This is a genomic window from Streptomyces scabichelini, from assembly GCF_011045015.1.
Taxonomy (GTDB): Bacteria; Actinomycetota; Actinomycetes; order Streptomycetales; family Streptomycetaceae; genus Streptomyces; species Streptomyces scabichelini.
Genome location: NZ_JAAKZY010000031.1, coordinates 1 through 19361, shown reverse-complemented (window position 1 = coordinate 19361; position 19361 = coordinate 1). Strand labels below are relative to the sequence as shown.

General features: G+C 66.9%; 15 protein-coding genes. 7 read left to right on the top strand and 8 right to left on the bottom strand.

Translation table 11 applies throughout. The annotated features are described in order from the left end of the window. Positions 1–14 precede the first annotated feature (14 nt). Positions 15–1964 carry a DNA recombination protein RecN gene (locus G5C60_RS12595; RefSeq protein WP_241266745.1) on the top strand — a complete coding sequence of 650 codons (1950 nt, stop codon included), beginning with the start codon at positions 15–17 and terminating at the stop codon, positions 1962–1964. A 306-nt stretch (positions 1965–2270) separates the two neighbouring features. Here G5C60_RS12595 and G5C60_RS12590 read toward each other — a convergent pair whose 3' ends face one another. From G5C60_RS12590 to G5C60_RS12575, 4 genes are read right to left on the bottom strand one after another with little or no spacing between them, the layout of a single operon-like run. Next, positions 2271–5354 (bottom strand): TniQ family protein, encoded by a 3084-nt coding sequence (locus tag G5C60_RS12590; RefSeq protein WP_165258201.1) that lies wholly within the window; start codon positions 5352–5354, stop codon positions 2271–2273. A 10-nt stretch (positions 5355–5364) separates the two neighbouring features. Continuing rightward, complete coding sequence (locus G5C60_RS12585) at positions 5365–6492, bottom strand: ATP-binding protein (RefSeq protein ID WP_165258199.1); 1128 nt, start codon at positions 6490–6492, stop codon at positions 5365–5367. Further along, positions 6489–8621: a DDE-type integrase/transposase/recombinase gene (locus G5C60_RS12580; protein ID WP_165258196.1), complete on the bottom strand. Its 2133-nt coding sequence runs from the start codon at positions 8619–8621 to the stop codon at positions 6489–6491. Before G5C60_RS12580 ends, G5C60_RS12585 begins: the two co-directional genes overlap by 4 nt. A gap of 3 nt (positions 8622–8624) precedes the next feature. Then, on the bottom strand, positions 8625–9341 hold the full coding sequence (locus G5C60_RS12575; RefSeq protein ID WP_241266744.1) for a TnsA-like heteromeric transposase endonuclease subunit: 717 nt from the start codon (positions 9339–9341) through the stop codon (positions 8625–8627). A 263-nt stretch (positions 9342–9604) separates the two neighbouring features. On the opposite strand from G5C60_RS12575, the gene G5C60_RS12570 reads away from it, so the two are divergent. The 5 genes from G5C60_RS12570 to G5C60_RS12550 all read left to right on the top strand — a co-directional run bounded on the left by G5C60_RS12570 (position 9605) and on the right by G5C60_RS12550 (position 14262). Beyond that, positions 9605–11830 (top strand): acetate--CoA ligase family protein, encoded by a 2226-nt coding sequence (locus G5C60_RS12570; protein ID WP_165258194.1) that lies wholly within the window; start codon positions 9605–9607, stop codon positions 11828–11830. 76 nt (positions 11831–11906) lie between these two features. After that, positions 11907–12800: an enoyl-CoA hydratase/isomerase family protein gene (locus tag G5C60_RS12565; RefSeq protein WP_165258192.1), complete on the top strand. Its 894-nt coding sequence runs from the start codon at positions 11907–11909 to the stop codon at positions 12798–12800. An 88-nt stretch (positions 12801–12888) separates the two neighbouring features. Continuing rightward, the gene (locus tag G5C60_RS12560) at positions 12889–13506 is read left to right on the top strand and encodes a flavin reductase family protein (protein WP_165258190.1); all 618 of its coding nucleotides are present in this window, start codon (positions 12889–12891) and stop codon (positions 13504–13506) included. A gap of 91 nt (positions 13507–13597) precedes the next feature. Then, positions 13598–13867, top strand: coding sequence for a hypothetical protein (locus G5C60_RS12555; RefSeq protein ID WP_165258188.1), 270 nt, complete (start codon positions 13598–13600; stop codon positions 13865–13867). Continuing rightward, positions 13864–14262 (top strand): PIN domain-containing protein, encoded by a 399-nt coding sequence (locus G5C60_RS12550; protein ID WP_165258186.1) that lies wholly within the window; start codon positions 13864–13866, stop codon positions 14260–14262. The genes G5C60_RS12555 and G5C60_RS12550 overlap by 4 nt, the downstream gene beginning before the upstream one ends. Here the strand turns inward: G5C60_RS12550 and G5C60_RS12545 are convergent. Further along, the gene (locus tag G5C60_RS12545) at positions 14249–15580 is read right to left on the bottom strand and encodes an MFS transporter (RefSeq protein ID WP_165258184.1); all 1332 of its coding nucleotides are present in this window, start codon (positions 15578–15580) and stop codon (positions 14249–14251) included. The genes G5C60_RS12550 and G5C60_RS12545 overlap by 14 nt on opposite strands. Before the next feature lie 71 nt (positions 15581–15651). Here G5C60_RS12545 and G5C60_RS12540 point away from each other — a divergent pair, with 71 nt between their 5' ends. Continuing rightward, positions 15652–16671: a GlxA family transcriptional regulator gene (locus G5C60_RS12540; protein WP_165258181.1), complete on the top strand. Its 1020-nt coding sequence runs from the start codon at positions 15652–15654 to the stop codon at positions 16669–16671. Here G5C60_RS12540 and G5C60_RS12535 read toward each other — a convergent pair. From G5C60_RS12535 to G5C60_RS12525, 3 genes are all read right to left on the bottom strand, one after another. Further along, positions 16639–17910 (bottom strand): MFS transporter, encoded by a 1272-nt coding sequence (locus G5C60_RS12535; RefSeq protein WP_241266743.1) that lies wholly within the window; start codon positions 17908–17910, stop codon positions 16639–16641. The genes G5C60_RS12540 and G5C60_RS12535 overlap by 33 nt on opposite strands. A gap of 111 nt (positions 17911–18021) precedes the next feature. Beyond that, positions 18022–19071 (bottom strand): Zn-dependent alcohol dehydrogenase, encoded by a 1050-nt coding sequence (locus G5C60_RS12530; protein ID WP_165258179.1) that lies wholly within the window; start codon positions 19069–19071, stop codon positions 18022–18024. A gap of 11 nt (positions 19072–19082) precedes the next feature. Then, positions 19083–19361: acyl-CoA dehydrogenase family protein (locus tag G5C60_RS12525; RefSeq protein WP_277611254.1), on the bottom strand; the 279-nt coding region annotated here is incomplete at its 5' end.

Genomic DNA, 19361 nt, shown 5'->3' with positions numbered 1-19361 from the left:
TCAGGCGTCTACGGTTGGTCGGTATCGACCGCAACTACGACGTCGACTTCACGAGCGACGGCGACGTGCGTCACCTGTCGGTGATTTCCGGAGCTTTCAGTTCCGGAAAGACCGCGGTGCTGGAGTTCATCGCATACGGGCTGGGAGCCAAAAAGCATCCACGGCACCCGGAAGTCATGCGCAAGGTCAGGGCGTCCCTGCTCGAAGTCGAACTTTCGGGCGTCGCCCATGTCATCGAACGAGCCGTAGGGGAGCCGTCCACCAGCGCCTTCGTCCGGCTGGGCCGACTCGACGAGCCGGCAACTTTCGCGGCAGAACGCAGGACCATTGAACCTGCCGGCGACGCGCAGAGTTTGTCCACCTTGCTGCTCAGTCACTGCGGGCTGGAAGGCGTCCAGCTGCGCGAGGCTCCGACCAGCTCCGAATCGCGTACTGACCCACTCAGCTTCCGCGACCTGATGTGGCTTACGTTCCTGACCAACGAGCGTGTAGCCGACAAGAACTTCCTGTTTGAGAACAGCCACATGCGCAAGCACAAGCTGCGCCAGGTCGTCGACGTCGTCTTCGCTGTCCACGATGACCGCCGGGTCGAAATCGGCGCCCGCATCCGGGAGCTGGAAACCCGGCTGAGCAAATCTCGCAACGAGCTGGCGACGGCGCGCTCCTTCGTCGAAGAGCAACATCCCGCCACCGCAAGTGCTGAGGAACGCATCACTGCGGAGCGTGAACTGGCCGACATCACCCGTCAGTTCGAGGTGATTGACGCGCAGGCAAGGGCTTCGACAGACTTCGCCACTCAGCTCCGCGCCAGACACCGGAATGCAGCAGAGCAGGCTCACGCGGCAGCTGCCGTGTTGCGCGACCAGGAAACACAGCTGGCGCGCATGCTCCCCCTGCGTGCGCAGTACGCCGACGATCTACTCAAGCTCGGCATGCTGGCTCAGGCCAAGAGCCTTTTCGACCCCCTGCGCGTGCGCACGTGCCCAGCCTGCCTCAACCCCCTGCACGAGCCCCCGAACACCGACTCGGGCCACTGCAGCATGTGCCGCAACCCCGTCGAGCCGAGCGCGGAGTCCGAGACGAACCTGGGGGCGGCAGCTGATGCTGCCGCGCACGGAGACGAACGACTGGATGTCGCTGCAGAATTGCGAACCACGAAGGCTCGCCTCAAAGCCATCACCACTTACATCGAGGAGCTCGAACAATCACTTGCCACTGCGGAGAGGCGGGCCGCGGACACCGCCGTGGAGGAGCAGCGCGCAGCCAAAGCGTTGGACGAAGCGACAGGACCCGTCGTATCGACCTTCCTGTCCGCGCGCGATGAACTCCATCGCCGCCAGATGGAGGCGAACCGTCGCATCGACCACCTGAATACCGCTGCCAAGCTGCAGGAAGGGCTGGAGAAGCGCGCAGCCAAGGTGGGCCAACAGGAAGCGCAGCTCCAACACTTGCGCGACGAGCTGGCGAATCTGGGCGACGCGGCTGCGGACCGCGACGACGTCCTGCGGGAGATCAGCAGACGCTACGCGCGGCTCCTCACCGAGTGGCACTACCCCAAGCTGAGCATGCCCACCGTTGCAGATGACCTGACACCGCACGTCAGAGGCGAGCCCTATCAGGAGGCTTCGTCAGGAGCGCGAACGTTGATCACACTGGCGTGGCAGCTTGCAGTCTTCGAGGTAGCTGTCGAAAAGGGCGCGGCTCATCCCGGCTTCCTCATGATCGACAGCCCTCAGAAGAACCTTGGCCATGGTGGCACGCGTGATGCTCTCATCGCCGATGCAGTGAGCATCGACGACTTCTACCGATACCTGCGGCAGTGGCTGCAGGACCGAGATGACATGGCGCAAGTCATCATTGCTGACAACAGTCCGCCTGACCTGGTAGAGGAACACGTGATCGTCCGCTTCAGCAGGGATGAAGCCCACCCGCCGTACGGTCTCATTGATGACGAGACTGGATGATGAGCTCGCGCATCGCGGTGCACCACGTGTCGACTCGGCCTCCGCCGCTGAGCCGTTCAGGCTGGCGTGACGCGTACGGTCCGGGGAGAGTGCAGGCATCGACTAGAGGTGCCCGGATTGGCGGGCAGGTCCTTCGCAGGATCTTGATGCGGAGAATCAGTCCAGACGCCGGCGAGAGAGGTCTTCGTCAGGTGTGTAACGCTGAAGCTCCCTGACCGTCCACAGCATGTGCCGGGCAACGTCACAGCAACCTTGCGAAAGTTCCAGTGTCACGCTCCGATGGTCGGCGACCACGGCCTCTGCTCGTCACTGCGTTGGGCCTGGACCCTGCTGTTGGGCCTTGGCCGAGATAATCAGCCGCCTCACCGGTCCAACGCCTAGCCCGGTTGCCCTCGAGATAGTTTTCATGGACTCGCCATGCTCCATGAAGCGCTTCACTACCTCTGCGTTCTGCTCCGCGGTGAGCGGCTGCCGCAGCCGCAGCACGCCCTCCCGGTGGAGCAGATAGCGAACCGAGTGGCGTGGGATGCCCATGGCTTTGGAAATCTCCGGGACCCCCTGACCGTCCAGTATGTGACGTTGCACCATCTCCTCGGTCTGACTTTCGTAGGCCGACCGATTTTTTGCGCCCCGGCTGCGGGGAAGGGTGTAGCCCTCCCTCTTCAGGAACTTTCTGACCACGTGGTCCGGAATACCGGTACTGCGGCTGATCGATGCGGCACTCGCACCCTGCCTGTAACGGTCGACAATCTCAGGCACTCGGCCTTCATGAGGGGAAGGTTTTTGGGTACGCATTTGCGGCACGAGGGGCCTGCGCCCTGGAGGATGGATGGCGACCCCTTCCGCAACAAGAAGGCCGCGGATTGTTGCCTGCGCCATACCCGTTGCGCGGCTGATCGAGGCAAGGCTCTCCGCGTTCTTCGTGTATCGCCTGACGACCTCAGCCGCCCGCTCTTGATGAGGCGAGCGCCTCCGAGGGCGGCGTCGGGGCACATTCGCCTTGGCCAGCAGACGACGGATTGCGTCGGTGGGGATGCCGGTCGCCTCGTGGATAGCTCGCACAGAGTCACCACGCGCATAATGTCTAACCACGTCGTCCGACCTGTCAGCGTGTCGTGCACGCGGGCCGGTATGACGACGTTCTACGCCCGCCTGCTCGAGGATTCGCCGTGCGATGACGGTCGATATATGCAGTTCAGCAGCGATCTCCTGAAGGCTCTTCTGCTCTTGTGTGTATCGCCGCACCACCTCACTGGCGCTCGCGGCATAGCGTCCCAGATTAGGCCTTCGAAGTTCGACTCCCATAGACCGCAGTTGCTGCGAGATATCTCGCTGACTCGCACCAGATGAGGCGGAAATCCTGTAGAGAGTCCATCGCTCTTCGACGTACTGCCGCCGCCACGTTTCGGCGTCGCCCGCAGCACGGCTCTTGCGACGCTTAGGCTCCCGTTCGAGAGGGTGTCTGTCGTGGACGTATCGGATGTGATCGGCCGTGGTTCCCAGTCGCTCGGCGATCTGTTTCGGATAGAGATCCTCCGACAGGGCAAATTGCGACACCAGCTCCGCATCAATCGACTCCGGGTCGGAACCAGGCAGTTCAAGGTCCTGCAACAGCGTCGACGGTAGATCGGGCTCCCATGTCAGTGGTTCTTCGATGCCGCAATCAGACAGCAGTTCCTCCCCTCGCCTACGCAGTTCGGTGACTTGTGCCGGTGACAGCCGCCGTCGGAATTCGCGGTACGGCGCGAGGCCGCGTCCAGTCAGCTTCATGGCACCTGAGGCCGCCTCCGCAGGATTGCCCGTGAGCGTTTCATAGACCCATCGGCTGGCCTGCAGGGCTGCACCTTGCATCGGTCGCGTCTGTCGGCTGATCTCCTGCCAGCGGGATGGAGATACGAGCTGGTCGGTTTCGTTGAAGGTGATGCGTCGTCGTGCGTAGTCGATGGGAGGGGGATGCCGGTCGAGCGTGTCAGCGAGCCAGGCCAGCGCTTGGCCGACGTTCCCGCCCGAGGCGGCCTGAGCAATCTTTCTGCTTGTGTAGCCCAGCGTCTCGAAGGAAAGGTCGCATCCCAGCAACCGCGCCACTTCAGGTGCAGTGAGCTTAGTTCCGGACTGGACGAGGTGGACAGCCAGCGTGCGCCAGATCGTCCGGGGCCTGGTGTGGTTCGGAGGTGTGAGCTGTAGAGCCCAGCGCGGCCACAGCATGGCCGGTGTTGCCCGGGCGCGTTCCAGACTGTGGCCTGAGGCTCGTTTGATCAGCAGGAGCGCGGCGGCATTGTGCTCGCCTCTGAAGCCGCAAGTCTGCAGGCGCTGTTTGGTGGGGCCGAGGAGGACTTCTCGCAGAACGGATGAGCCGCCATGGTTCGTCCAATTACTCACGGCAGACAGGGTCAGGTAGCTGCTGCCGCTGGTTCGCTCCAGCAGCCCAGCCACGCGAGAGCCGGCCTCCGTGGTGTTCGGTGCACCGAGCATGCCCACAGCCGCGGTCAGGCCGAGAGCCGTGGTGGCCGCGTCCCGCGGCGCAATGCCTCCGGTGATATCTACGCCCGCTCCGCTCTCCAGGAACCGGCGGCTGCTGTCGATGACCGATGCCGAGGCCCACGAGGCAAAGTCGTCATCAAGGGCGCTCGGCATGAGCCTGCGGAAGATGGCTCTCAGATCGGCGAGCATCTGCCCTGGTGCCAACCCCGAGCGCGCATAGATTGGCAGCTTGTCCGCACCGACCTGTCCGTCCATCAGTTGCCCCAACAGGCGCTGGGCGTCGAGGATCTCCGGGTCATCGGCAAGGGAAAGAGCAGCGGATTCGGGCAGGAGGAACCCGCAGCGCTTCCTGGTGCCCGTGACCGGCAGAACACACGTTCCGGGCTTCGGCATCCGATTGCGAGGGTGTGGGTGCAAACGCGGCCGGCCGCCGCAGCAGGGGCAGCGGTCTGCCAGCAGTAACTGATGACGCTCACAGGCAAAGGTCCAACCGAGTCGCCAGGACAGCTGCCATCTTCCGCCGTTCTCCGCAAGGCACGCTGGACAAAACCGTGACGCGCTCAACGCCCAGTTGCTGCGGATACGGATACCGCGCAGAGGCGAATCGATCTCCAACACGTGCGGATGCCAGCGTTCCAACGTCATGTCGAAGAGCTGTCGCTCGGCAATTCCGGTAACGCGCTCAACGCTCTGGCGCTCTTCGGGGCGCAGACACACAACCCAGTTAGGAGTACGTGATGTTTTGGGGCCGCGTTGACGAGGCAGACCCATCGGTCCGACGATCTCGCCGATGGAGGCATGCATCCGGCTCGCAACTGCCTCCACCCAGCTGTCGAATGCCTCTCCGGCCAACGGCTCAAGCCGCAGAGGGAACGTGCGCAGATCGGCTCCGTCTGGCAGTTCGGGCATGGCGTGCTACTCATCCCCGACGCGGCCGACTGGTCAATCGACCCTTCTCGAGCGCAGCACGCAGTTCCGCGCGGGCGCGCTCCGAGGCGGCATCGTTCTTGACACGATCCAGAAGATCTTCGTCCAGCCGCTCGATCCCCTCGCGCACGGCTCGCTGACATCCGCGGTTGATGAGGGTCATGAGCGAGCCGATGTGGCCCGTGGAACGTGCAAAGAGGTAGTCGGATAGATCGTCAGCGATCATTCCCTTGTGCTTGTCCACGAGTACCACTCGATCCTCAATCGCCAGGAGCAGGTGGCGCCACGCCCGGCGGCCGGCTTCAGTGGTGATCTGAAACGGATCCACGGTCAGTCGCGTCGTCCTGCGGCCTGTCTGCGCCAGCACAGCATCCGCGTAAGTCTCTCCTTCGGAGAACAGCCCCCGGTCCTGCAGGCCCACGCCGACGAAGACAAGCGTCACGGGGAACTCGTTCGCGATGTGTTTGAAGTGATTGCTCACCTCGACTCCGTTGGTCTGACGCCACTTCAGAAAGTGCAGGTCGTCGACGATGAGTACCTTTGTCTCGCACGACAGAACACAGTCCAGAGCTCTGATCCCGAACTGGGAAGTGGTGCCGGTGTTGCGCGCAGGATGGGAGTAGTACTCCAGGATCGACCGATTGAAGTCCTTCATGCCCGTGTTGCCGGTCAGGCCGATCCGGCACACGGGCCAGCGCTCGTGGCCGTCTGAGGTCTTCTCGCCTTGCTCCGCTATCTCCCGTCGGTGGTACTTCGCCGCGAAGGACAGCACGGAGGTCGTCTTGCCGAGTCCGGGGAAGGCATCGACCGCGACGGCACCCTTCGCCTGGTGTCCGTCTTGGTCATTGCTGTCGACGATGTCCCACAGATCCTCGTAGGTAGAGACGAGCTGCGGCGTGCGCAGAGGACCGAGGTTGGCGTGCCATTTGCGGCGCAGGAGAGCGTACTCGGTTTTGGCCTCGGCGCTCAGCGACTTCCATTGGCGGCGCGTGAGGTTGTCGGGCTTGGTGCGGCGCGGCGCATCAGCGAAAGCCCTGAAGCCCTCTTTCCGTGACAGCGTGAGGTTGTCGAGACGAAGCGAGTCCGGGGTGGCAGTAAAGGACGTGGCTGTGACCGTCATATGTCCTCCAGCGCATCCGCGTAGAAGTCGTCGTCGACAGCAACTGCATCGTCCAGGTCGAGTTCGTCGTCGTCATCGCCGTCCTCCCGGCCCGGGGCCTCATCGCGCTCGTCCAGCGCTTCGAGCACCTTGCGTACCGAGGGCAGTGACTCGACCACGTCCGCCGGGGTGTCTGGTTCTGGGTCCGGCAGTACGAGTTGCTGCTCACGGGAGAGTCGAAGAGCCATGCGCCGCTCTGTGAGGCTCATTCCCAGCCCCATGTTCCACCGCTCCAGCAGGTCCCCGACGGCAAGCCGGTCATCGGGATACGTGTACTTGGACCGCGCTAGTTTGCGGGCGAAGCCGAGAGCCTCCTCGCTGAACGGCATGTCCTGCGATGGGGCGTGCTCCCAACGCAACGGATACCATTTCCTTTTCCGTGGATGGCGGAAATAGATCCGGTTTATGTCATCACGGTTCACATGGAAGGGCCACGCGCCACCGGGGTACCTGCTCTTCTCATCGCGAAATTCGTGGATGACATCATCGTTGTAGCGACGCCCTCTGATCTCGACGCCATAGTGATGCACATTCAGGAACTCGACCTCAAGAAACTCGTAGGCGAGATTTGGATCCCGAGGGGCGTCGATGTAGCCAGCGCGCGCGATCCCATGCTCAAACATCTTGGCCGGAGAAAGCTTGAGACCAGAAAGGCGAGGATCCACGAGGCTGGAGTGCGGGCGATGGTGGTAAACCAGCGCGATCCACTCGCGGATGATACTTTCAAGTTCATCGAGGAAGAAGTATGCGTCGTTCTCCGGGGCGAGTCCCCGTGAGTGCACATCAGGCCCTTTGTAGCCGGGCAGCGCCTCGAGCAGCCCTTGCCGTAGTGTGCGGAAGAAGCGCTCAATCGGCCCCTTGTCCCGGCCGGTGCGCAGCCTTGCGGGCTGAATGGAGATGCCCATGCGTCGACACACACTCGTCAGGTGCGCGGAGGTGTAGATCTTCCCGTGGTCGACCACGATCGTCTCCGGGACAATCGCTGGGCCCGCGGCGTCGACAAGGGGACCTTCTATCGCTTCACGGTCCATCAGAATGGCGCGGGGTATTCCATGTTCGGGCCACACCGCATGCCCCGGCCAGTCGCTAGGCGCTGCCGGAGGGCGATAGGTCTGATAGAGCACACGGCACGCGTCCACAGCCTTCGTCGAGACGGGCGTGCAGAGCAGGCCGGTGATGCATCTCGTGTACCAGTCCATCGCCACGGTGATCTCAACTTGGACCCATCGAAGCGTGATCGGGTCGAGCGCGAAGACGTCCGACCTTGTCGTGTCCATCAGCACGTACTCGCCGGGCCTGGTCGGCCGGAGTCTGCCGTACGCACCTGTCGGCCGATCGGCGGTCTCCCTGCGGCCCTTGCTGCTGCCCTGGAACGTCGGCTTTTTTTGTTCCAGGTCTTCAAGCACCCGATAGGCCGTCGCCCTGCTCGGAATGTTTATCTTTCCCCGCCCATAGCGGACCGTCAGCCGTGCTTCCGTTCGCGAGATCACGAGACTGCGCGAAGGCCCTGACTCGTTCTCGTACTCCTTCATGATTTCGAGTGCAGTCTCCATCCACCGCTCATCGACTGAGGGGAACCTGCGGCCGGGAACGACTCCGGTCGGCGCTAGACCCGCTTCGCCCCTGCTCTCGTATTGCCGGACCCACTCCCTGATGGTGCGCTCGTCGTGGCCGAGCTCAGTGGCCTTGGCCGCATAGCGCTTCATCCACGGGACACCAGGGGCGTAGTCGGGACGTGGCTCACCGGCCCCAGCCAGTTCAGGACTTCCCGACTTGAAGCCATACATGACTTCACGCACATGAGCGGCTCGCTCAAGCACCTGATCCCGCTGTGTTTCAGTGAGTTGTGCCAAGACCGTTGCAGCGTCGTCGTACGGATCCTCGGACGAAGGTCCATCGCCCTGAGGAACGATGCGTGCCCTGCCAGAGAAGAGAAGCTCCCGCACTGTCATGCGAATAACGGAGCCTCGATTGTCCTTGAGCAGAGCAGCGTTCTCCGAGGCCGTGGCAACGAGTTCGACAACCTCAAGCATCTCGCCGTCAAGAAGAAACTGAGTTCCCAGACCCACTCGGACACCGAAGGAAGACATGAACTAACCCCTCCTCAGAACGTTTCGGTCTCCCAGAGGCCGCAACATGCTCGTCACCCAACGCTTCCGCCACATCAGATGGAGCAAGCAGGCGCGTACCCGAGCCTCGGGGTAATCAGGTACCGAAGAGATCGCCTCCGCAATGGAAACACCGTCGAATTCGGCCGCCAGCATCACGTCCAGAAGAGTCGGGTCGAAGAGTGACACGCGCCGACGGCCGGCAAGGAAGCGGATATTGGCGAGTTCGTCTTCCGGCGGCTCGGACCAGACTTCATAGGTCCACCCTCGCCGTTCCACCGCCTCCCGGGACCAAGCCAACGTCCGTGCAACGTCCGGAACATCCAGACGGCTAGTCGGTTTCACATCGACGATCACCGGCCCTGATGTGGTCAACAGCAGGAAGTCGGGGACATGCGCGCGTTTCTTGCCCTCAACTTCGGCGCGAAGCAGGAAGGGCTGGCTGACGATGCTGGTGACCGCTCGATTGAAGTCGGCATACAGCAGTCGGGCGAGCTCGAGTCGGGACTCGTAGATGACCTCGTCGCCCATCGTGCTGGACCAATAGGTGCCCGAGTAGTGCTTCTGCCCCTTGTACCACCGGAAGGTCCGCCACGGCGCAGCAGCTCTCAGTACATCCGCCTGGACACTGAACCAGTCGACGTCCTCGCGTGTCCTGCCAGTTGCTTCACGGAAGCTCAGCATCACCGCGCCCAGCGCCATCCGCCTCACGCCCCCTCAAACCTTGGGAAGGGCAGGCCTCCATCTCAGCGCACTCCGGAGGATCAGGGCATCACTCACACGGGTACACCTGAGACTGTGGGTAGATGCTGGGTGCCTCAGCTGAGAACTGGGCGTCAGTTTTGAGACCCTACACCTGTGCCCGCCACAAGTTCTTTGCGTGCAGACCAGTTCCTGACGAGGCGTCAGTTCAGTAATCTGACACTGCGTCAGTTATTGGCAGTCACACAGGAGCGGGCGGACCGATGCTTGGATCAACCCACGGCACCCTCACCACCGACTCCCGCCGGGCTCGGGTCAGCGCCTGCGGCGAGCAACCGGCGCCTGCCGTCCACGGCAGGCCCGCCGCCACCGACGACCTCGACGTCAGCGGCCGGCCGCTGTACGCCGGCGTACCCGACCTCGACCGCTTCTTCCACCCCCAGTCCGTGGCCGTCGTCGGCGCCTCGGACGCCGAGGGGCGACCGAACACCGGCATCACCAGGCAGCTGCTCTCCTGGGCCGAGCGGGTCGGCGCCCGGCTGCACCCGGTGCACCCCTCCCGTCAGTCCGTCTTCGGCATACCCTGCGTCCCTTCTGTCGCGGACCTGCCCGAACAGGTCGATCTGGCCGTGCTGCTGGTCTCCGACCCCCTTCCCGTGATCGAGGAACTCGCCGAGTCCAAGGTGAAGTTCGCCGTCGTCTTCGCCTCCGGGTTCGCCGAGACCGGAGTGCAGGGCGCCGCCGCACAGGCCCGCCTCGCCGCCGCCGTGGAGCGCTCCGGGCTGCGGCTGCTCGGGCCCAACACCAACCTCAACGCCTTCGAGAAGTTCCGCGACGACCTGGACGGACCGGCGATCGCGCTGATCACCCAGTCCGGGCACCAGGGGCGTCCCGTCTTCACGATGCAGGAGCTGGGCGTACGGCTCTCGCACTGGGCTCCCACCGGCAACGAGGCCGACCTGGAGACCGCCGACTTCATCTCCTACTTCGCCGAGCAGCCGGAGGTCGGCGCCATCGCCTGCTACGTCGAGGGGCTGAAGGACGGCCGCGCCTTTCTGCTGGCCGCCGACCGGGCCGCCCGGCGCGGTGTCCCCGTCGTCGCGGTCAAGGTCGGCCGCACCGAGACCGGCGCCCGCATGGCCGCCTCACACACCGGCAAGCTGACCGGCGCCGACGCGGTGGTGGACGCGGCGATGCGGCAGTACGGCGTGCTCCGCGTCGACGGGCTCGACGAACTCCAGGACACCGCCGCCCTGTTGGCCCGCGCCCGCACCCCGAGCGCCGACGGCGTCGCCGTCTATTCGATCTCGGGCGGCACGGGGGCGCACTTCTCGGACCTTGCGGCCGAGGCGGGGCTGCGGCTGCCTCGCCTTTCGGACGCCAAGCAGGCCGAGCTGCACCAGTGGATACCGGAGTACCTCGACGTCGCCAACCCCGTCGACAACGGCGGGCACCCCGTGGGCGACTGGCGTGGCCGCAAAATCATCGACGCGATCCTCGACGACCCGGCGGTCGGCGTGCTGATCTGCCCGATCACCGGGCCCTTCCCGCCGATGAGCGACCAGCTGGCGCAGGACCTGGTGGACGCGGCGGAAGAGACGGACAAGCTGGTGTGCGTGGTGTGGGGGTCGCCGGTCGGCACCGAGTCCGCGTACCGCGAGATCCTGCTCGGGTCCTCCCGCGTCGCCACCTTCCGTACCTTCGCGAACTGCATCACGGCGGTCCGCGCCCATCTCGACCACGCCCGGTTCACCGCCTCGTACCGCTCCCCCTTCGACGAGGCGCCGCGCACGCACTCGCCCTCCTTCCGCAAGGCGCAGGCACTGATGCGGCCCGGACAGCAGCTGAGCGAGCACGCGGCGAAGCAGCTCCTGCGGGCGTACGGAATCCGCGTGCCGCGCGAGCAGTTGGTGACCAGCGCGGCGGCGGCCGTGCGGGCGGCCGGGCTCGTCGGCTACCCCGTCGTGATGAAGGCCTCCGGCGCCCAGGTCGCCCACAAGACCGAACTCGGCCTGGTGAAGATCGGATTGACCTCCGCCAGTCAGGTCAGGGACGCCTACCGGGAGCTGACCGACATCGCCCGCTACGAGGAGGTCTCGCTCGACGGGGTCCTGGTGTGCCAGATGGTCGAGCCCGGTGTCGAGATGGTCGTGGGCGTCACACAGGACCAGCTCTTCGGGCCGACCGTGACGGTCGGGCTCGGCGGCGTGCTCGTGGAGGTGCTTCGGGACACGGCCGTGCGCGTGCCGCCGTTCGGCGAGGAGCAGGCGCGGGCCATGCTGGACGAACTGCGCGGGCGGGCGCTGCTCGACGGGGTCCGGGGGCGACCCCCGTCCGACCTCGACGCGCTGGTCGAGGTCGTGCTCCGGGTGCAGCGCATGGCGCTCGAACTCGACGGTGAGCTGGCGGAGCTCGACATCAACCCGCTGATGGTGCTGCCCAGGGGGCAAGGGGCCGTCGCGTTGGACGCGCTGGCGGTGTGCCGCTGAGGCCCGCAGCCCGCGCCACAGCCCCGCGGCCGCTCGTACGAACCCCACTGCCACTCGTACGAAATGGAGCACCCTCATGTCCCACTCCCCCCATGCATCCCGCGACTCGGATGAGTCCGGCGAATCCCCTGACACATCCCGGAGCGCCGGCCCCGACCAGCGCTCCGGCCCAGAAATTTCCCTCGAGTCATTGGTACGGCACGCCACTGACAATCAGGTCTCGTGGATCACGCTCAATCGACCGGAGGCGATGAACGCCATCACCTCTGACCAGCGAGAACGCCTCATCCAACTTTTTTCCGAGGCCTCCGCCGACCCGGACGTACGGGCCGTCGTGATCACCGCGACGGGCCGCGGTTTCTGCGCGGGCGCCGACCTGCGTGGGGGGCCGCAGGCCGCGGAACGGGTCGCAGGCGACGTGGCCCGCGTGATCCGCCTCGGCGCCCAGCGGCTGATCGCCGCGGTCCTCGACTGCGAGAAACCGGTGATCGCCGCGGTGAACGGCACCGCGGCGGGAATCGGCGTGCACCTCGCGTTCGCCTGTGACCTGGTCATCGCCGCCGAACCGGCCAAGTTCGTCGAGGTGTTCGTACGGCGAGGTCTGGTCCCCGACGGCGGCGGCGCGTATCTCCTCCCCCGTCTGATCGGTCCGCAGCGGGCGAAGGAGCTGATGTTCTTCGGCGACGCGCTGACCGCCGCGGACGCGGAACGCCTCGGGCTCGTCAACCGCGTCGTACCGGCCGAGGAGCTGGAGAAGACGGCCCGCGAGTGGGCCGAGCGCCTCGCCGTCGGCCCGACCCGCGCCCTCGCCCTGACAAAACAGCTCGTGAACGCGTCCCTGGACACCGACCGGGCCACCGCCTTCGCCGCCGAGGCCGCCGCGCAGGAGATCAACATGACGACGGCGGACGCGAAGGAAGGGGTGGCGGCGTTCGTGGAGCGGCGGGGGCCCGAGTTCGGCGGACGATGAAGTCGTGGGCACGGCCGTGTTCACGTCCGTACCGGTCCACGGCCACCCCTTCCTATCTGACACTCCGTCAGCTTCAATGGAAGACGTGATGGGACATGCAGGGATGGCCGCCGCCGCCGTCCGCTACCTCAGGTCGGCCGGAACCTCCACCGTCGCGGGGCCCGTAGAGGCGCTGCCGCGCCCGGATCTGCGCGCTGTCGGCGACGACGAGCGGGCGCCGGTCGATCAGGCCGAATTCCGGCGCGTACTGGGGGACTTCGCGACCGGGGTGACCGTTGTCACCGCGCCCGCCGCCGACGGCGAGGCCGGTCCCGCCGGTTTCGCCTGCCAGTCCTTCTCCTCGCTCTCCCTCGATCCACCGCTGGTCGCGTTCATGGTCGCGCGTACGTCGACGACGTGGCCTCGGATCGCTCGCGCGGGCGTCTTCTGTGTGAACGTCCTGGGGGCGCACCAGGGCGAGTTGTGCCGTGGGTTCGCGGTGAGCGGGGCGGACAAGTTCGCGGGGGTCGTGTATGACGCGGCGCCGGTGACCGGGGCGCCGCGGCTGGACGGGACGCTCGCGTGGATCGACTGCACGATCCACGCCGTGCACACCGGCGGGGACCATCTGATCGTGGTGGGGCGGGTCGAGGCCTTGGGGACGACCGATGGTGACGACGCGCCTTTGCTGTTTCATCGGGGGCGGTTCGGACGCCTGAGCGACTGATGTGGGGATTTCCCAGAAGTCGTTCATCAGTGCGAGTGATTCGTAGGATCAGGGCTGTCACTGTGCGTGTGGGTCGGCTTACCGTCTAGGCATGAACGAACCCACTCGGATCGACATGTCCGAGCTCAATGAACCCGGCGCGATGACCCGCCTCGTCGCGGGCCCCGGCCCCATCGAGGTCACCGACCACGGCGAGGTCATCCACGTACTGGAGCGGTATGACCGCCCCATGCGCGCTGAAGAACTCATCGAGTTCTGGGAATCGGGCGGCGGGATCGACCGGGAGATGCTGGACGAGATCGACGCCTTGTTCTCCGGATCGGACGAATACACCGAGAGCGGAGACGAAGCCGCCTCATGACCGCCACCTACGCACTCGCGGACACGTCGGTCTTCGTGGCCCGCGAGACCGGCCGCAGTATGGCCTCTCCCCTCCCGCGCAATGTCTTCATCTCCCCGGTCACGCTGGCAGAGCTGTCCCTGGGCGTCCTGGCCTCGCGCGACGACGCGACGCGAGCCCGCCGCCTGGCCACGCTCACGGTCGCGTCGAGATATACGGTGCTCGCCCCCGATCGCATCGTCGCCTCCGTGTGGTCACAGATGATGACCGAAATCGCGGAGGCAGGCCGGCCGATGCCCAAATCCCGCGTCAACGACGCCTGGATCGCGGCCACAGCCCGCATGCACGACCTGCCCGTCATCACCCAAGACGCCGGCTTCACCACCTTCCCCGGCGTTCAAGTCATCCGGGTGTGACTGCGAGGCCGGTCGCCCCCGCGGCCGGTTTCCTCCGAATCACCAGCGCCATCAGCGCCGCCGCCGCGCACAGCGCCCCGGACGCGTACCAGACCACGTCGTACGAGCCGAAGGTGTCCCGCGCGGCGCCGCCGAGGAAGGCGACGAGGGCGGCGCCCACCTGGTGGGAGGCCAGAACCCAGCCGAAGACGATCGCACTGTCGTCGCCGTACTGCTCGCGGCACAGGGCGAGGGTCGGCGGGACGGTGGCCACCCAGTCGAGGCCGTAGAAGACGATGAAGAAGATCATCGGGGGCTGGACCGAGGGCGCCAGCAGCATCGGCAGGAACAGGAGCGATACGCCGCGCAGGGCGTAGTACACCGCCAGCAGCCGCCGCGGTTCGAAACGGTCCGTGAACCAGCCGGAGGCGATCGTGCCGACGACGTCGAAGACCCCGATGACCGCGAGCAGCGACGCGGCCGCCGTGATCGGCATGCCGTGATCGTGGGCGGCGGGCACGAAGTGCGTCTGGATCAGGCCGTTCGTCGACGCGCCGCAGATCGCGAAGGTGCCGGCCAGCAACCAGAAGGGGCCGGTGCGGACCGCCGAGAAGAGGACGGTCACCGCACGGCGGGCCGCGCCGGGCATGGGGGGCGGCTTCTCCACGAACTCCGGTGAACCGTACGGCTTGAGCCCCACATCCGCCGGATGGTCCCGCAGCAGCAGCCATACGAAGGGGACGACCGCGAAGGCCGCCAGGGACACCGTCACAGCGGCGGGACGCCAGTCGTGCTCCGAGACGATCCAGGACAGCAGAGGGAGGAAGATCAGCTGCCCTGACGCCGAGGCCGCGGTGAGGATGCCCGTCACCAGACCGCGCCGCTCGGTGAACCAACGGTTCGTGACGGTCGCGGCGAAGGCCAGCGCCATCGAACCCGACCCCAGCCCGACCAGCAGCCCCCAGCACAGCAACAACTGCCACACCGCCGTCATCCACACGGTCGCGCCCGAGCCGATCGCGATCACCAGCAGGGCCACCGCGACCACCCGACGGATACCGAAGCGGTCCATCAGAGCGGCCGCGAACGGCGCGGTGAGCCCGTACAGCGCGAGATTGACGGAAACCGCGAGCCCGATCGTGCCGCGCGACCAGTGGAATTCCTCGTGCAGCGGATCGATGAGCAGGCCCGGGAGGGAGCGGAAGGCCGCGGCGCCGATGATCGTCACGAAGGTGACGGCGGCGACGAACCATGCGCGGTGCACCCGTGCGCGGCGTCGTCCCGTCTCGGGCTTGGTCTCGGGCTCCTGGAACGCCTCGGCTTGGGATGTCTGCGTCACGTCATAGAGCTTCTGCGCTGCGATCAACACGAACGAGTGGCCCGAAGGACAGCATTCGCTAGGATCGGGCCATGGGTCCAGCCACGACAGCCATGAACCCCCGCCGCCACCGCGTCGTCGTCCTCGCCCTGGACGGCCTCCTCCCCTTCGAGCTGGGCATTCCGCAGCGGATCTTCGGCCGCGCCAGGACCGCCGAGGGGCGGAAGCTGTACGACGTCGTCACCTGCTCGATCCGGCCGCCCGGCCCCGTGGCCACGGACGCCGACTTCGCCGTGCTCGTCGAGAACGGTCCCGAGGCGCTGGCCACGGCCGACACCGTCGTCGTACCCGCCTCGTACGAACTCGGCCCGGTCTTCGACGAGGGCCGGCTCACGGACGAACTGGCCGCCGCCCTCGCCCATATCCGGCCCGGCACCCGCCTCGTCTCCATCTGCACCGGCGGGTACGTCCTCGCCGCCGCCGGATACCTCGACGGCCGCCCGGCGACCACGCACTGGTCCCACGCCGAGCACTTCCAGCGGCTGTTCCCGAAGATCAACGTCGACGCGGACGTGCTCTTCGTCGACGACGGCGACGTCCTCACCTCCGCCGGTGTCGCGGCCGGGATCGACCTGTGCATTCATCTCGTACGCCGCGACCACGGCACCGCCGTCGCCAACGACGTGGCCCGCCGTACCGTCGTACCGCCGCATCGTGACGGCGGGCAGGCGCAGTACATTCAGCGGCCGGTGCCCGAGCCGCAGGTGGCGACCACGACCACCGCCCGCGCCTGGGCGCTGGCCCGCCTCCACGAACCGATCCAGCTGCGCGACATGGCCGAGCAGGAGTCCATGTCCGTACGCACCTTCACGCGCCGTTTCCGCGAGGAGGCCGGGATCAGTCCCGGTCAGTGGCTCACCCAGCAGCGTGTCGAACGCGCCCGCCATCTTCTGGAGTCCACCGACCTCTCCATCGACCAGGTGGCCCGCGACGCCGGATTCGGCACGGCCCAGTCGATGCGGCAGCACCTCCAGGCGGCGCTCGGAATCACGCCGAGCGCCTACCGGCGTACGTTTCGGTCAGGCAACGTCGGTGTCGCCGGCCGCTGTTGAGGCCGGGTCCGCCTTCCCTGAACCGGTCTTCGCCGCAGTGTCCTCCCCTGTCTGGTCCGTCTGGTCCGTCCCGCCACGCCGTTTCGCGATACGCCTCTCGCCGAAGGCGCCGACCAGCACCATCACCATGGTCAGCCCCGCCCCGGCCAGGATCGCTGTCGACGGGGTCACGACCTGGAGCAGGAGGCCCGCGAAGGAGCCCGTGGCGGCGTAACCGGCGCCAATGGCCGCGTACATCACGGAATAGCCCGCGGCCAGGGCACTCTGGGGCAGGACCTCGCGCAGCGAGAGGTTGCGGGTGAGCACGGCGGAGGCCTGGAGGAGGCCCGCGGCGACGAGGGCGACCGCCATCCAGGCGGTGCCCGGTATCAGCGCGAGCAGCGCCACGCAGGCCGTGAATACGCACATCAGCAGCAGGCTGCGCGTACGCAGCTGACCCGGCCAGGAGCGCAGGCCGTAGACGATCGCGCCCACCACCGAGCCGATGGCGAATCCCGTGAGGAGCGGACCCGTCCAGCCGACGTCGATGCCGCGCTGTTCCAGGAGGGCGGGCAGGACGAGTTCGGCGAGGGCGACGAGGGAGAGACTGGCCGCGCCCGTGACGTACACGGGCCAGGCCCGGACCAGGATCCGCAGCATCGACTCGCCGTCGCGGTCCTTCTCGTCCGCCGGCCAGCCCTGGGGCAGCAGCCACAGGCCCGCGACCGATGCCGCCATCAGGGCGGCGGCCAGCAGCAGCGGGAGCCCGGGGGCGACACCGAGGGCGAGGCCGGTGACCACGGCCGGGGACAGGGCCCATACGCCGTACATCTGCGCCGACTCGACGGACAGGGCCTGGGGGACGGCGCGCTCCGGGACCAGGCTGGTGAGCAGGGTCCGTAAGCCGCCGGGTGCGGCTGCGGGGGCGCCGCCCGCGGTGAACGCGAACACCGCGAGTATCAGGGAGTGGGCGTCCGGGAACGCGCCCAGGCCCGCGAAACCGACGGCTCCCGTCGCCAGGCCCGCGGCCAGATGCGGACGGGCCCGTTCCGGGCGCATGCGCATGCCGAGCAGCGGGGCGCCCACGATCTCGCCGATCACGTACGCCGCCGCCAGGATCGCGCCCAGCGTGTAGCCGCCGGGGCGCTCGCGTACCAGGAAGACCAGGGCGAGCGGTGCCATGGCCACCGGCATGCGGGCGCCGATGGCTACCACGGTCCAGGTCAGGACCTGTCGGGAGGCGACGTCGCGGTAGGTCATGCGATGACCGTAGGTGACGGGTCTGACAGTGCCCCAGGCGATTTCCGGACCTGTGGACAACTGACCTGTGGATAACTTCGGTACAAGCGCCCGCCGCCTACCCGCCCCAGGTCAGAACGTCAGTACCCCCCTCGCCACCCTCCCCGCCTCCGCATCCGCCTTCGCCTTCTCGAAGTCCTCCACCGGATACGTCTCCGTCACCAACTCGTCCAGCAGCAGGCGTCCCTCGCGGTACAGCTGGGCGTACAGGGCGATGTCACGCTGCGGCCGCGACGACCCGTAACGGCAGCCCAGGATCGACTTGTCCAGGTACATCGACGACACGAGGAAGGACGCCTCCGCGGTCGCCGGTGGGACGCCCAGCAGGACCGCCTGGCCGTGGCGGTCGAGCAAGTCGACGGCCTGGCGGATCAGTTCGACCCGGCCCACGCACTCGAAGGCGTGGTCCGCGCCAGTCGGAAGGATGTCCCGCGCCCCCTCCGTCGACGTCAGGAAGTGCGTCGCGCCGAACTGCCTCGCCGTCGCCTCCTTCCCCGGGTTCGCGTCCACCGCGACGATGGTGGACGCGCCCGCGATGCGCGCACCCTGGATGACGTTCAGCCCGATTCCGCCCGTACCGATCACGATCACGCTGTCGCCGTGGTCCACACGCGCGCGGTTCAGCACCGCGCCCACGCCCGTGAGCACCCCGCACCCGATCAGCGCGGCGGAGGCCAGGGGGATGTCGTCGGGGATACGGACCGCCTGGACCGCCTTCACCAACGTCCGTTCAGCGAAGGCGGAGTTGGATGCGAACTGGTACACCGGTCGCCCGTCGCGCGAGAACGGCTGTCCCGGCCTCCCGATCGCCTTCCGGCACATCGTCGGCCGGCCCCGGTCGCACTCCGCGCAGGCACCGCAGTTCGCGAGCGTGGAGAGCGACACATGGTCTCCGGGACGGACATGGGTGACGCCGGCGCCCACCGCCTCGACCACACCCGCGCCCTCGTGCCCGAGCACCACGGGAACGGGGAACGGTATGGTCCCGTCCACCACCGAGAGGTCGCTGTGGCACAGCCCCGCCGCGGAGATCGCCACCAGCACCTCCCCCGGCTCCGGTTCCCGTATTTCCAGGTCGTCGACGACCTGGGCCTGCTTCCCGTCGAACATCACGCCGCGCATGTGTGGCCCCCTCAGCCCTTCGGTTCCCTCGGCAGGCCGAGCACCCGCTCGGCGATGATGGTGCGCTGGATCTCGTCCGAGCCGCCGTAGACGGTGTCGGCCCGGCTGAAGAGGAACAGGTGTTGCAGGGTGTCCAGTTCGTACGGCGCCGACGGCGACCAGTCGGCCGGTCCCACCGCCGCCTCCGCGCCCCGGACCTGCATCGCCAGCTCACCGAGCCGCTGATGCCAGCGCCCCCACAGCAACTTGGCCACGCTGGGAGCCCCCACGTCCAAGCCCCCGCCCGAGCC

Bases quoted from the DNA above. Each gene is read 5' to 3' on its own strand.
- G5C60_RS12590 (WP_165258201.1), bottom strand. From the start codon at position 5,354: ATGCCCGAACTGCCAGACGGAGCCGATCTGCGCACGTTCCCTCTGCGG.
- G5C60_RS12585 (WP_165258199.1), bottom strand. From the start codon at position 6,492: ATGACGGTCACAGCCACGTCCTTTACTGCCACCCCGGACTCGCTTCGT.
- G5C60_RS12580 (WP_165258196.1), bottom strand. From the start codon at position 8,621: ATGTCTTCCTTCGGTGTCCGAGTGGGTCTGGGAACTCAGTTTCTTCTT.
- G5C60_RS12575 (WP_241266744.1), bottom strand. From the start codon at position 9,341: ATGGCGCTGGGCGCGGTGATGCTGAGCTTCCGTGAAGCAACTGGCAGG.
- G5C60_RS12570 (WP_165258194.1), top strand. From the start codon at position 9,605: ATGCTTGGATCAACCCACGGCACCCTCACCACCGACTCCCGCCGGGCT.
- G5C60_RS12565 (WP_165258192.1), top strand. From the start codon at position 11,907: ATGTCCCACTCCCCCCATGCATCCCGCGACTCGGATGAGTCCGGCGAA.
- G5C60_RS12560 (WP_165258190.1), top strand. From the start codon at position 12,889: ATGGGACATGCAGGGATGGCCGCCGCCGCCGTCCGCTACCTCAGGTCG.
- G5C60_RS12555 (WP_165258188.1), top strand. From the start codon at position 13,598: ATGAACGAACCCACTCGGATCGACATGTCCGAGCTCAATGAACCCGGC.
- G5C60_RS12550 (WP_165258186.1), top strand. From the start codon at position 13,864: ATGACCGCCACCTACGCACTCGCGGACACGTCGGTCTTCGTGGCCCGC.
- G5C60_RS12540 (WP_165258181.1), top strand. From the start codon at position 15,652: ATGGGTCCAGCCACGACAGCCATGAACCCCCGCCGCCACCGCGTCGTC.
- G5C60_RS12535 (WP_241266743.1), bottom strand. From the start codon at position 17,910: ATGACCTACCGCGACGTCGCCTCCCGACAGGTCCTGACCTGGACCGTG.
- G5C60_RS12530 (WP_165258179.1), bottom strand. From the start codon at position 19,071: ATGCGCGGCGTGATGTTCGACGGGAAGCAGGCCCAGGTCGTCGACGAC.